Source organism: Dyadobacter sp. OTU695, from assembly GCF_038440355.1.
Taxonomy (GTDB): Bacteria; Bacteroidota; Bacteroidia; order Cytophagales; family Spirosomataceae; genus Dyadobacter.
Map to the genome: position 1 here is coordinate 1 of NZ_JASATN010000026.1, position 12144 is coordinate 12144.

Annotated in this window: 16 protein-coding genes; 1 reads left to right on the forward strand and 15 read right to left on the reverse strand. The window is 49.4% G+C overall.

Annotation, left to right across the window (positions count from 1 at the left end):
• Together AAHB90_RS28935 and AAHB90_RS28940 are read right to left on the reverse strand one after the other, a co-directional pair.
• Window positions 1–837, reverse strand: an 837-nt coding sequence (locus tag AAHB90_RS28935; RefSeq protein ID WP_342088781.1) for an alpha/beta hydrolase, incomplete at its 3' end; no start/stop codon positions are given.
• A gap of 51 nt (window positions 838–888) precedes the next feature.
• Complete coding sequence (locus AAHB90_RS28940; RefSeq protein WP_342088782.1) at window positions 889–1071, reverse strand: hypothetical protein; 183 nt, start codon at window positions 1069–1071, stop codon at window positions 889–891.
• A 117-nt stretch (window positions 1072–1188) separates the two neighbouring features.
• On the opposite strand from AAHB90_RS28940, the gene AAHB90_RS28945 reads away from it, so the two are divergent.
• Complete coding sequence (locus AAHB90_RS28945) at window positions 1189–2208, forward strand: threonine aldolase family protein (protein ID WP_342088783.1); 1020 nt, start codon at window positions 1189–1191, stop codon at window positions 2206–2208.
• Here AAHB90_RS28945 and AAHB90_RS28950 read toward each other — a convergent pair.
• The 13 genes from AAHB90_RS28950 to AAHB90_RS29010 form a co-directional block, all read right to left on the reverse strand.
• Entirely contained in the window at window positions 2205–2606 is a 402-nt protein-coding gene (locus AAHB90_RS28950) for a DUF1398 domain-containing protein (RefSeq protein WP_342088784.1), read from the reverse strand. The genes AAHB90_RS28945 and AAHB90_RS28950 overlap by 4 nt on opposite strands.
• Window positions 2607–2686: 80 nt before the next feature.
• On the reverse strand, window positions 2687–3100 hold the full coding sequence (locus AAHB90_RS28955) for a hypothetical protein (protein WP_342088785.1): 414 nt from the start codon (window positions 3098–3100) through the stop codon (window positions 2687–2689).
• A 193-nt stretch (window positions 3101–3293) separates the two neighbouring features.
• Window positions 3294–4247 (reverse strand): DUF4249 domain-containing protein, encoded by a 954-nt coding sequence (locus tag AAHB90_RS28960; RefSeq protein ID WP_342088786.1) that lies wholly within the window; start codon window positions 4245–4247, stop codon window positions 3294–3296.
• An 8-nt stretch (window positions 4248–4255) separates the two neighbouring features.
• On the reverse strand, window positions 4256–6676 hold the full coding sequence (locus AAHB90_RS28965; RefSeq protein WP_342088787.1) for a TonB-dependent receptor: 2421 nt from the start codon (window positions 6674–6676) through the stop codon (window positions 4256–4258).
• A 167-nt stretch (window positions 6677–6843) separates the two neighbouring features.
• Window positions 6844–7764, reverse strand: a complete 921-nt coding sequence (locus AAHB90_RS28970) for an SMP-30/gluconolactonase/LRE family protein (RefSeq protein WP_342088788.1) — start codon at window positions 7762–7764, stop codon at window positions 6844–6846.
• A 348-nt stretch (window positions 7765–8112) separates the two neighbouring features.
• Window positions 8113–8241 carry a hypothetical protein gene (locus AAHB90_RS28975; protein WP_342088790.1) on the reverse strand — a complete coding sequence of 43 codons (129 nt, stop codon included), beginning with the start codon at window positions 8239–8241 and terminating at the stop codon, window positions 8113–8115.
• Between the two features lie 124 nt (window positions 8242–8365).
• Window positions 8366–8866 (reverse strand): SRPBCC family protein, encoded by a 501-nt coding sequence (locus AAHB90_RS28980; RefSeq protein WP_342088792.1) that lies wholly within the window; start codon window positions 8864–8866, stop codon window positions 8366–8368.
• Window positions 8850–9182, reverse strand: a complete 333-nt coding sequence (locus AAHB90_RS28985; protein ID WP_342088793.1) for an ArsR/SmtB family transcription factor — start codon at window positions 9180–9182, stop codon at window positions 8850–8852. Before AAHB90_RS28985 ends, AAHB90_RS28980 begins: the two co-directional genes overlap by 17 nt.
• Before the next feature lie 83 nt (window positions 9183–9265).
• Window positions 9266–9607, reverse strand: coding sequence for a low molecular weight protein tyrosine phosphatase family protein (locus AAHB90_RS28990; protein WP_342088794.1), 342 nt, complete (start codon window positions 9605–9607; stop codon window positions 9266–9268).
• 5 nt (window positions 9608–9612) lie between these two features.
• Window positions 9613–10725, reverse strand: a complete 1113-nt coding sequence (locus tag AAHB90_RS28995; protein WP_342088795.1) for a Gfo/Idh/MocA family protein — start codon at window positions 10723–10725, stop codon at window positions 9613–9615.
• A gap of 112 nt (window positions 10726–10837) precedes the next feature.
• Window positions 10838–11242: a type II toxin-antitoxin system VapC family toxin gene (locus AAHB90_RS29000; protein WP_342088797.1), complete on the reverse strand. Its 405-nt coding sequence runs from the start codon at window positions 11240–11242 to the stop codon at window positions 10838–10840.
• A 5-nt stretch (window positions 11243–11247) separates the two neighbouring features.
• Window positions 11248–11496 carry a DUF6364 family protein gene (locus AAHB90_RS29005; protein WP_342088798.1) on the reverse strand — a complete coding sequence of 83 codons (249 nt, stop codon included), beginning with the start codon at window positions 11494–11496 and terminating at the stop codon, window positions 11248–11250.
• Between the two features lie 172 nt (window positions 11497–11668).
• The gene (locus tag AAHB90_RS29010) at window positions 11669–12049 is read right to left on the reverse strand and encodes a DUF3244 domain-containing protein (protein ID WP_342088799.1); all 381 of its coding nucleotides are present in this window, start codon (window positions 12047–12049) and stop codon (window positions 11669–11671) included.
• Window positions 12050–12144 lie beyond the last annotated feature (95 nt).

Here is a 12144-nt window from a genome sequence, read left to right on the forward strand (position 1 = left end):
CTCGGGTAATGCCGTGCGCCAGTACGTCCAGGTATGCCCGCCGTCGCGTACGCGGAACTCGTGGGGGATGGCTTTGTCGGTCATCGCTGCGTGGAGGTTCATATTGCCTTTGATAAGGAAATCGTCGTCGCCGCAATCGATGTAGTATTTCACGGTTTTGAGTTTATCTACCGGCGTAGTTTCGATTATTTTCAGGATAGAGTTTTTATACCAGTTTTCTGTGAGCCTTTCTTTACCGGGCGCTGCTTTGCCAAACAGCCCGGCGAGCACGCCATCATAACGCTCGGCAGGCATATTGGAAATTTCATCATCCGACCAGAATGCACCGCTCAATGGAGCCGCTGCTGCAAACAGATCGGGATGCTTGGTAGCCATGATCATCGTGCCGTAGCCGCCCATCGAAAGTCCCGCAACCGCCCTGAACTCCTTTTTTGCCCTCACACGGTAGCCTGACTCGATATGCGGGATCAGTTCTGTTACGAAGAAATCTTCATATTTGGCTTTCCCATCGGCACTGTTGATGTAGAACGTAACACCGGCATCAGGCATGACGATGATCATCGCCGGGGCATCACCGTCTGCAATGGCTTTGTCGGCAATGTGCTGTACTTCACCAAATTGTGTCCATCCCGTTTCGTCGTCGGAATAGCCGTGGAGCAGGTAAAGCACCGGGTAGCTGCGGTTGGTTTTGTCGTAATCGGCAGGCAGGTAAATGTTGTACTTGATCTCCTTGCCCATAGCCTTGCTGTTGATTTTCAGGCTTTCCTTCACCAGCCCTTGCTGGGCCATCGTTTGGAGCGAGAGGAGGAATAAAATGAGGAATGTAAAGTTTTTCATACGCGCTTTTAAAGTTTCTGATAAAAGCTTACAAACCTTTAAATCCTACCGCTATTCTTCTTTGAGAAGATAGCGACGGCGGATCTCGTTGATCAAAAACTTTTTATGGGCTGTGAAACTTTCGGGATGCATCGTTTCAAAAAGGCCGTTCCATTCCTGGTAGCGTAAAACGTCGCCTTTCTTGAACGCTATCGCATCTATTTTTTTTGATTTCAGATACTCTTCGAATTCCATACTGCTTGATTTTGCTTGCAATATACCCGATTAAAGTAAGCAATGCCTGCCCGGAAATCAGCTTTAAGCATTAATTTGGCACGAAATCGCATTGAATACCCCATGAATGTTTTTGAAATGAAAATAGACCTCCGCAGTGATACCATTACCAGGCCTACCCGGGAAATGCAGGAAGCCATGTGGTCGGCCGAAGTAGGGGACGACGTTTTTGGCGATGATCCCACTGTGAATGCATTGCAGGAAAAGGCTGCGCAGCTCTTCGGGATGGAAGACGCGCTTTTTTGCCCTTCCGGTACCATGACCAACCAACTTGCTATCCGCGTCCATACCCGCCCGGGCAGCGACGTAATCTGCGATAAGCATTCGCATATTTACCTATACGAGGGCGGAGGCATTATGCTCAATTCCTTTTCGTCCGTAAAGTTACTCGACGGCGATCGTGGAAGGCTTTCGGCACAGCAGGTTACCGAAGCGATCAGCCCCGAGAATGATGTGCATTCTACGGTAACCAGGCTCGTTTCGCTGGAAAATACCATGAATAAAGGTGGCGGCTGCTACTACGATTTCAGAGAGATCGAAGCGATCCGCGACGTTTGCCGAGGACGTAATATTCCATTACATCTGGATGGCGCAAGGCTTTTCAATGCGCTGGTCGAAACAGGCGAGAATCCCGCACAATACGGGCAGGTTTTTGATAGCATCAGCATTTGTCTTTCCAAAGGCCTGGGATGCCCTGTCGGGTCATTGCTGCTGGGGACGGGCGAAATGATCCGTGAAGCGCGCCGTTTTCGGAAAGTAATGGGCGGTGGCTGGCGGCAGGCCGGTTTCCTGGCCGCGGCCGGCCTTTATGCACTCGACAATCATGTAAACCGGTTGAAGGAAGACCACAGCCGTGCCAGGGCAATAGGGGAGCTATTTGCGACAAGGCCGGAAGTGGCCGGGATCTTTCCGGTAGATACCAACATTGTCATAATCAGGCTCAACAACGGCATTTCGGAAAAAGAATATGTAAGCCGCCTGGCTGGGGCCGGAATCCTGGCCGTGACGTTTGGCAAGGGGCTCGTCAGGTTCGTAACCCACCTCGATTTCACCGACGACCACCTGGAAGTCATGCGGGGCAGGCTGAAAACCTTTTAAACTTCCGGGATCATTTCCTCGTATTCGTATTCGGAATTGGGACCCTGGTAAATCACTTTCATGCCTGTGAGGTCGGCTACGTAGGTGTGTATGCCAGCGGCGCCGATCTCGCGCAGGAATGTCGGATAATCGGTGATGCCTTCCTGTGTGCGTTTGATAGCCGCTTTTACCGCTTCCAGTTCAAATGTTTCAGCGCATTCAAATTCCGGCAGATCGCCCGCTATGATGAGTTTGTCGCCATTAACGGACGTATAAGTACGTTTGCGGTTTTTTACCTTCACTTCATAGTTGTCGACCCCGATGGCTTTCAGGTTCTTGACAAATTGCGGGTATGGCTGGCCGGCAGACCGTTGCTCGGCGGATTCAATGAGTTCTTCGGTCAGTTCGATCATTTCCATGGTCAGTTCACTTTTATGAAAAATGTTGCTTCGCCCGAAGCCAAAGCAACATTTACCTTAGGTTAATAATATCAGGCAAATCAATGAGCCATATCGTCGTCTTCCGGGTGGTGGACGATCAGCGAGCTTCGGGTATCCAGCTTCTTGATCATTTCATTGGACATCGCGTCGGCATATACCCCGTAGCTGCTCACGAGCGTTCCTTTCAGTCCGTCTTTCGACTCGATCGCATATAAAATCGACATATCCGACGGGTTGGTCATACCTTCGAAACGGTAGACCTGCACAATATCGAAATCCTCGGGCGACAACGTCAGGCAAATGCCGTCGTCCTTATGTACTTCCAGGGCATGGGCCGTGAGGTTAAAATCATAGGTATAACCCTGCTCTTGTAAGTCTTCCAGCGTTTCGATGAGCGTATCGGGCTCAGTCATGTTTTTGTTGGATGGATGCGGTTTCTTAACCTTGTCCTGGTCTGGTCCTTGCAAGTCCATAGTATTTTATGTTAAGATTGATGATCTGATCGATTCAATAACTGATAGCGGGTTGATCACCATAAGGGAAAAAAGTATGCCTTGGTGAACAGCGGTTTTTCACGAAGAAATGGTAATCCTGCAATGTACATATTGAGGTAGTTTGACCTCAATGTGCCAGATGTTGTAGAACGCCAATGGGAAATAAAACAGATTATTTCGGGCGATATACCAATTGTCCCACATTGTACGATGCGAAGCATCCCAGGCCGCCTTCAATGTTGGTGTAAATCAATGAGGGTTCCACAAAAGGATTGTCCGAATCGCCCCGGGTTTGTACAGAGCGGTGGTATTTAAAATAATGCTCGTCGGTATTGTACACCTCCATTGTGACCGATATGATCTTGCTTTTAGGGTAGGAGGTATACACTTTGCCGTCGCCGGAACTGTAACTAAGTGGGTCGGGCAGATTCACACGGCCGATCGGCGAATTGAAATCTGCGCCATCCAGATTCACGTCGTTGCGGAAATCGTTCCTGCCGATCGCGTCGTCCCAGTTGAAATTGTAGCGGTTTCTTACTCGTTTTTCTTTGAACTGGCCGGCAGAAAGCTCTTCCGGAACGCTGTATTCCAGGTCGAGCGACGCACGCACCCGGTAGTAATTGGTTTGGCCGGGAAGGTCGCCCCAGGTGAATTTTACCGTCAAAGACGTATCCCGCGCCGAACTGCTGCCGGAATAGGATGTATCGATTTCATACGTTTTCGGAATTATGGCGATCGCAGGAACCGTACAGGTTGCATGCACGGACCGCACGCCACTCGTTATCGAAAGGAAATAAGTCTTTCCCGGTAAAATGTTCAGCGCTGCTTTGTCGGCTGAGTAAAGCTGGTTCGTGGTGTCAAATGGAATTACGATTTCCCTGCTTCCGTCGGACAGCTTCACGATCGCATTGGGAATTACGCCGCCTTTCAGATCCGGCTCTGCAAAAAGCGGGATGGATTCCGTCACCACAACGTTGATGCGCGCGGCCTGCGGCGAAATAAAGCATTGCACGACCAGCTTCGATTCAACCTGGGGAAGATCGCCCTTATCAACGTCCGTGACAAGCGATTCACATGCCGCCAGAAGCAATGTCAGGAAAAGGAAAACGATGTATCTGGGAAACATGGCCGTTTTTAGAATTTAAAGTTATAGCTGAAATAGGGCAATACCGGAAACAACGAGTAACGCTTCAGCGTGTATTTGGGAACCGGAGTAGCGGGCGTTACATTCGGGAGAATGACTATTTCTTCATCAATATTGTAGAAGAACGGGTTTCTGCGATTGTAAGCATTGTAAACGCCGAACTCCCAGGTGCGTTCATGCCGCTTTTTCTTTTTGTGGAACTGAACGGCGATGTCCATCCTGTGGAACGGCTCGGCGCGATAGCTGTTTTTCTGCCCGTATTCGCTTACCGTCGGGCCAAACCAGTTGATCGCAGGCTTGCCGTCGGGTGTGAGGCGGGTTACGAAGTTGTCCGTCGCCGCCCGGTAGCTTGATACCGGGAGCGTCAACGCGTTACCGGTGCCGTAAACCCAGGTGGCCGACAGCGTAATTCTTTTGCTCAATTCGTAAATCCCTACCACCGATAGATCGTGGCGCCGGTCGTAACGAGGAAAAAATGTCTTTCCAAAATTCAGTTCGGGAAACTTCCAGTAGGTCCACGACAAGGTATACCCGATCCAGCCGGAGAACCGGCCGGTTTTCTTCTGGACGAGGAATTCGCCGCCATACGACCACCCTTTGCCCGAGGTGACATTATCCTCCCAGCTGAGTTCATTGGCATTTTCGCCGTTGATGCTCAGGAACGACGACCCCTCTTTGTAGTTCAGGATGTTATTCATTTTTTTATAATAGCCTTCGAGCGTGACAGTAAGGGCAGGACGTTCGAAGTCTTTGGCAAAACCTGCCGCTATTTGCTCGGATTGCTGAGGCGCAACCCGCGCAGTGGTGGGTACCCAGAGGTCCGTAGGCAGACCGAGGCCGGTATTGGAAAGCAAATGCACATACTGGTTCATCCGCGCATACGAGGCCTTGAATGACAGGTTCTCGGCGAGGCGCAATGCGGCTGAAATGCGCGGCTCGGGGCGAACGTAGGTTTTAACCTCAGTCTGAAATGTGCTCACCCTTAGCCCTGCATTTATCTTCAACGCGTCCATGGCCTGCCAGGTATCTTCCATATAAAGCCCTGCTTCGAGTGAATAAACCGGCTCCACTGATCGCTCAATTGGATTCGATATAAACGAGCCGGCGATTGCGAGTGCCGACGGGACAAACTTGTGAAAAGTGGCCTGCCCTCCGAACTTCACCGCGTGCTTTGAAGACGGGTAAAAATCAAAATCTGTTTTAATGCCCAGGTCGCGGATGCGCGAATCGTAGTCGAGGCTGAACTCGTCGTCCAGGGAGCCATCACTATTCAATTCTTTGGAATAACTGGAAACCCCGAATTTGAAATTGCTGAAAATGAAGGAAGTATTGACGAACAGTTTTTGGTTCAATACGTGATTCCAGCGCATGGTAGCCGTTGCATTACCCCAATCGAGGCCCGCGCGGGTTTCGGAAGTACTGCTTTTTTCGTTAGCATGAAACTTGTCTCGACCGAAATAGCCGCTGATGTATAACTTATCCTTGCTGCCAAGGTCATAGTTCATTTTGGCATTCAAATCATAAAAATAATAACCTGGTTTTACCTGACTGTCTGCACCCCGTTGCTCCCGGGCGATCAGTGGCTTTGCCAGAAAATCGATATAAGTGCGCCGACCGGAAATCAGGAACGAGGATTTGCCTTTCGAAATAGGCCCTTCGAGTGTTAATCGGGAAGAGATGAGGCCTATCCCGCCCTCGCCGTGCAGCTTTTCCTTGCTGCCTTCCTTCATATTCATTTCCAGCACCGACGACAGCCTGCCGCCATAACGTGCCGGAAAGCCGCCTTTGGTCAGTTCCACGCTCCTGAGCGCGTCCGAATTGAAGATGGAGAAAAAGCCAAAAAGGTGATTAGCATTATAAACGACCGCATCGTCGAGGATAATGAGGTTCTGGTCGGGCCCGCCGCCGCGTACATACAAGCCTGTCTGTCCCTCGGTCCCCTTCTGCACCCCGGGCATGAGCTGCAACACGCGTAGCACATCCTTCTCGCCGAAGAATGCCGGTATTTTCTTCAATTGCTGGATGGGGACTTCGACTTTGCTCATCTGCACGGTCCGGCTGACATAATCCTCCTGCCTGCGCGCCGAAACGACCACTTCTTCGAGTTGTGTAATGGTAGGGAGAAAAATGTTCAGTTCGGTGTCCTTCCGGAGCGCAACTCGTTTCTGCTGTTTTTCATAGCCTACAAAGGAAAACGAAACGGTCGCGGAGTCAGATGCGGGCAAGGTAAGTGAGTAAAACCCATAAGTGTTCGTCACTGCGCCATAGGGGGTGTTGTCGAGATATACGTTCACGCCCGGAAGCAGTTCCTGGCTCCCTTTTTCCCGCACAAAACCACTGATCGTAACGCGATCCTGAGCCAAAGAAATAATGTGAAAAAGGAAAAGAAAGGCCGTAAAAGTCAGACGCATAGACGAAAGTGCGGGTTAGTTGAGTAACGAGTCGGGTGGTGATCTAGTATGGAGCCATTGTATTTGACCATGACGATATATACCCCAAAACCGTTGCAGCGGATCAAAAAGAATGGCGGAATTGCCCTGTTATCGGGAAACTCCGCCATTTCAACAAATTAATCAGCCTATTTTACGCCTTTTACCCTCATTTTCAAACCATATATGGCTGTCTCGGCTGTGATAAAAAGCATATCCCGGTTTTTGCCACCGAAGCACACGTTGGCTGTCCAGCCTTTGTGGACAGGGAAATGCGCGATTTGCGTGCCTGTTTTATCAAAAACCGTGACGCCCTCACCGGTAACGTACAGATTACCTTCCTCGTCGAGGATCATGCCGTCGGAGCCTTTGGGCACAAATAGCTGGCGATTGGCTAATGCGCCGTCTTTCTGGATGTCGTAAACATATGTTTTGTTGTCGCCGATATCGGCAACGTACAGTTTTTTACCGTCTGCTGTGCCGATGATGCCATTGGGTTTCTTCAACTTTTCATCGACGCGGGTGAATTTTTTGCGATCGGGGCTGAGGTAGTACACGTGCTGGCCGTCCTGCTGCATGGTAGGATCCCGTTTCCAGTAATCGCGTTTATAGAGCGGATCAGTGAGGTAAATGCCACCTTTTGGATCGATCCAAAGATCATTGGGGCCGTTTAGGAGCTTGCCTTCATAGTCTTTAACCAGCACCGTCGGTTTACCTTTCTTGTCAAACGACCAAACTTGGTTTTCCTCGTCCGAGCATGCTACCAGATTCCCTTTTTTATCGAAATACATGCCATTGGCACGGCCGGCTTTGTCAGAAAACGTGCTGAATGCACCGGTTTCGGCATCCCAGCGGATGATTTTATTATTGGGCTGATCGGTGAAAAACACATTGCCATCTTTATCAGGCACTGGCCCTTCGGTGAATTTGTATCCATCACCCAGCTTCTCTACTTGTGCCCCGGGTGCGACGATTGATTTTGAATCCATGATTTGTGCGGATAGTAAAACTGGGGAAAGCAGTGCGATAATGCCTGCCAGCACCGGAATGACGATTTTGGATTTTTGCATAATAAAACTGCGCCCGGTGTTGCGTTTGTGCCGGGTCATTGTATTAAAGTCGGACTAGGGGGCGGCTTTACTGTTTGGGTGGTTGGTAGCTATTGCAACTCCTTAGGCTCCATTAATGGCGGAAAGCCCGGGAAAAACGCATCCGTTGCCAATGTTGGCACCGCATGTTCTTTCCCAAACCATTGTTCGATGTGGACTTTGGCTACGTGAATGGGCTTCGTCTGCGCAGACGTGAATGCATGCTTGCTTTCTTCCTATCGGTAATTTCCTCGCCTGCGTGGCCGTGTTTGGAAAAATGGAAGACGATGTCTTTGTTCTCCTCATCGAAGTGATAAAATGCGACGTGGATTAAGGGACATCCCTCTTTTTTTCGATGGCGATGGAGCAGGAAACCGAGTTGGTCTGAACTTCGTGAAGAAATGCAATGGCTGTCTCTTGCCGGTCTTTTCTGCGGACGATTTGCTGGTAGTCTTTCATGGCTGGGATGGTGTTAGGTTTAGTAACTCGAAATGCGCGGTCAGTTCAGGATTCCACTTGTTCTAAAATAGAATAAGGCAACTAGCCGCAGCCAGTTGCCTTATTTCGGTCAAAGTTTGTTGCCTTACGCTACCGCCTTTTCCAACAATTCATCCAGCCTTGCATAAGAATCTACCACGCCACGCTCCATGCCCGACTGCACCATGCCATCGCGGTCTGCAACGGACTGGAATACAGACTGTACGGTGAGGCGTGTCCGGCCGTCGGGCAGGTCCTCGAAACGGGATGTTTCCAATATGACGTGCCCTTTTTCAGGCAGGCCTTCAAATTCGAATGTCTGGATGATCCGCTCCGGTGCGGTGTGTTCGTGGCACACGCCGTGGAATGCAAATTCCATGGGGTTACCGGGAATCGTGTTGATGAAGCGATAAGAGCCGCCGGCAAAGGGCTCGAATTTTTCGTAACGTACGGTCATATCGTTTGGTCCGCCCGCCCACTGAGTAAGTAAATCCTCTTCGCTGAATGCGCGGAAAACGATTTCGCGCGGCGCTTCGAACTCGCGGATAATGAAAAGCTCCTGCTTGCCCGGTTCTACAATGATTTTGGTTTCATTTCTGGTTGCCATGATGTTCGTTTTTTAAAGTGTTGATAATGTTGTCGAGTTTGTCAAAACGTTCTTCCCACATTTTACGGAATGGTTCGATCCAGTCGGCGACCTCCGCCAGCTTTTTCGGCTGCACCGTGTAATAGCGTTCCCGCCCTTGCGGATTGAGATGCAGCAGGCCGCATTCGAGCAGGATCTGCATATGCTTCGAAATGGCTTGGCGGCTAACGCCGAAGGATTCGGCCACCGCATTGGGGGTCATTGGTTTTTTTGCGATAAGGCCAATGATGTCCCGCCTGGTAGGGTCGGCTATGGCTTGAAAAACATCTCTTCTCATTTCATTTTTGATTAATTGCGCAATCGATCGGTTGCAAATTTAAATGCAATTAATCGGTTGCGCAATAGTTGCGTTAAAATATTTCAGGCTTCGAAATCTATTTCCAGCAAAGTGTTGATTTTGGTGGTAAGAATCTCTACCAGTTCATCATCCATAAATTCGTACTCGTCGGGAATGTCGAGCACATGAATGGGTGGCAGATCCATATGGCCGTAGAGTTTCCGGATCTTGGATTTATGGTCGGGTTCCATCACGAGGGTGATATCTGCCCAATTGAAGTCGCCCTCAGAGATTTTTCGGTTGCTCTGAGGGCTCAATCCTGCCGATCGTATATTGAAGCGATGGTCGTTCTTAAAAATATATCCAGCCGTGCGGCTTCGGCGTTTGTTTTTACCGCAAATAACCAGAAGGTTCGGACGATGCATATTGGTTATTTCCCTGCCAGCATAATCTTCGCTCCGCCCTTACGGATCGACTCATAAACCGCGTCGACGACGATCATATCCTTCAAGCCCTCCTCGCCGGTTACGTTCGGGTCAGGCTTGTTGTTGAGAATGATATCAGCGATGCCGTCCATTTGCAGCGTCTGGTGTGTGACCACAGGCTGATTCATCGGGCCTAGGTGCGTGCGGCCTTTGATCGGTCCATAGCCAAATGCCGGACTCAGTTCCACGAAGCCTTTTTCGCCGATGACATACAAGCGCTCGTAATTGTTGAATGCATAGGTAGTGCCGCAGCTGGCCACAATGCCGCTCGGAAAGCCAAGCTGGAACATGATGGTTTCATCGACTTCCTTGAATTTGACGGGGTCGGTCTTTGTTTCCTGGGCTGTTACCCAGATCGGCTCTTCCCCGGTCGCGTAACGTGCGCCGTTTAACGCGTATATGCCCACGTCCATCATAGCTCCTCCGCCTGCAAGCGCCTTTTTCAGTCGCCATTGATTCGGATCACCGGATTTGAAACCCATATAATTGTTCACATGCATGATCTTGCCCAGCTCGCCCGCCTCACGCATGCGTATCAGCTCTCGCGTGTGAGGCTCGAAATGCATCCGGTAGCCGATGTAGAACTTCACACCGGCTTTTTTGCAGGCTGCGATCATCTCTCTCGTTTGCTGTGCATTGTCGGCAACCGGTTTCTCACAAATCACATGTTTCCCGGCTGCGGCAATTTGCAGCACGTGCTTGTGATGGAGAGAGTTTGGGGTGGTTACGTAGACGATGTCAATGTCCGGATTGTCCTTGATTTTGCTGACGGTTTCGTAGTTATAGGTATTTTTTTCGGGGATATTATATTTCTGTTTCCAGGTTTCGAGCTTCGCAGGCGTACCCGAAACGGCCCCGACGAGCGTTGCCATTTTGCAATCCTTCATAGCTTCGGCTACCCGGGTTGCATAGCTGCCCAATCCCATCAGCGCGACACGCAACTGTTTGTCGGCCTTGGGGCCGGAATAAGGCGCGCGTGCGGAGGCAGGAAGGTCGCTCAAAGCCGTTGCGCCAACGCCCAAAGTCAGTTTTTGCAGGAAATCTCGACGGGTATCCATATTAATGAGTGATTTTCAGTTGAATATACAAAAGGCAAAAAGTGGGCTATGCCGTTGATCTCCTTGAAATTTTGTAACTCATTTATTTGAAAGTGCCGATTTAAACATAATCTCAGCTCAGATACATTTCAGGTGTAACGACTTGGATCTGTGCATGCTTATAATCCTTAATATTCCGGGTGATTAAAACGCTGATCTGATTTTGCACCGCGGTGTAGTACTGAATTGCATCCTCAAAATCCGCAAAATCCGACGTCAATGCAAGGTCGATGATATAGCTGTCCACCGCGAGTGTGGTGACAATAGACTTGAATGCGGCAATTTGTCTACGAATTTCACTGTTAGCGTAAGTGCTGTGGAGGACATAGTCGATATTAGAAAACGACAGTGACGAGACACAGATTTCCACTTTTTTCAAATCAGAAAGTGAAAACAATCTCTCAGCGAACATACTGAAAGGTTTCCGGCCTGATAACAGGTCCAGGCAAACATCGGTATCAACGAATACTCTTTCCAACCTGCCTACCTTGAATATTTGGCGGAAATATGTTTTTTGTATGCCGTTTTCTCATCGTAGGAGTCCGGCAAATTGATGATTCCCGACAGGCTTTTAACCAATGGTGTCACCTGGAAATCGTCAGGCGGCGATGAGGTAGCGAAATCAAGGTAACGCTCTACGAGCTCGGATAAACTAATATTTTTACTCCGGGCATAAGACTTGGCCTTTTCAATAACCTCGCTATCCAGTTTTAAAGTGAGTTTTGAATCCATGGCAGTCGCATACGTATAACATTGTCGGAAATATACGTACAAAATAGCATAACGGAATCACAAGTCCAAATGGATTGTCCGATTGTGCTTCCAATGCGAGGTCGTGTAGCAAGAAAAAAAGCGGCACCTCCCGCAATGGGAAGGTGCCGCCAGGATACCAGATATTTGAACCTTAATTAACTGTCAGGATACGTTCTACTTTTTGATCTGCCAATTCGAAAGTTTTCGATTGAACTTCGTTGCCGCTAATGATGTCCAGCTTGTATTTGCCGGGTTCCATCGCATCGAGGTTCAACGTGCGTCCGAATTTTTTGTTCTCTTTGGAGATGGTTTCGCGGTATACTACCGTTCCTTCGGCGTCTCTGAGCAACAAGGTTGTTTTGGAGTCGTTGCTGCCTTTGTCGACGAGGACATTGATTTTCCCGGTTTTGGTCGGATAAATGCCGGTTCCGAAAGTAGATGCTTTTTTGGCTTCTTTGTCGCCCGCTTGGGCAGTGAAAGATGCGGCTGCGAGCGCAAATGCGCAAATGAAGGTTTTAACTGTTGTTTTCATGGCTATTTTATTTTTATGGCTATAAGTTTTGTTCTATTTTAAGAACACGACAAAGGTAAGATCGTGCTCGTGTACTACGGGAGGCAAAGTACACG